Below are 206 nucleotides of genomic sequence, written 5' to 3'. Positions count from 1 at the left end.
ATGATGGGTGCGGAGAAGCTGCTGCACGAGCTGCAGGATAGCGCCGGCCCCAGCATTCGCGTCGTGCGCGCGCCCTGCGTCGGCCGCTGCGATACGGCGCCCGCCGCCGAAGTCGGCCATCACTTCGTCGATCATGCCACAGTGACGGACGTGCTCGCCGCCGCCGAGGCCGGCGACACCCATGCGCATTTGCCAAGGTATACTGA

The 206-nt window shown here is 68.0% G+C and carries 1 pseudogene; it reads left to right on the top strand.

The features are described 5' to 3' along the window. Positions 1-206, top strand: a pseudogene (locus tag KJQ96_RS39995) (NADH-quinone oxidoreductase subunit F); the annotation flags it as partial.

It is taken from the genome of Bradyrhizobium sp. sGM-13, assembly GCF_018398875.1.
In the GTDB taxonomy this organism is placed as follows: Bacteria; Pseudomonadota; Alphaproteobacteria; order Rhizobiales; family Xanthobacteraceae; genus Bradyrhizobium.
The sequence above is the reverse complement of the archived record's forward strand: the minus strand, read 5'-3'. Positions and strand labels throughout refer to the sequence as shown.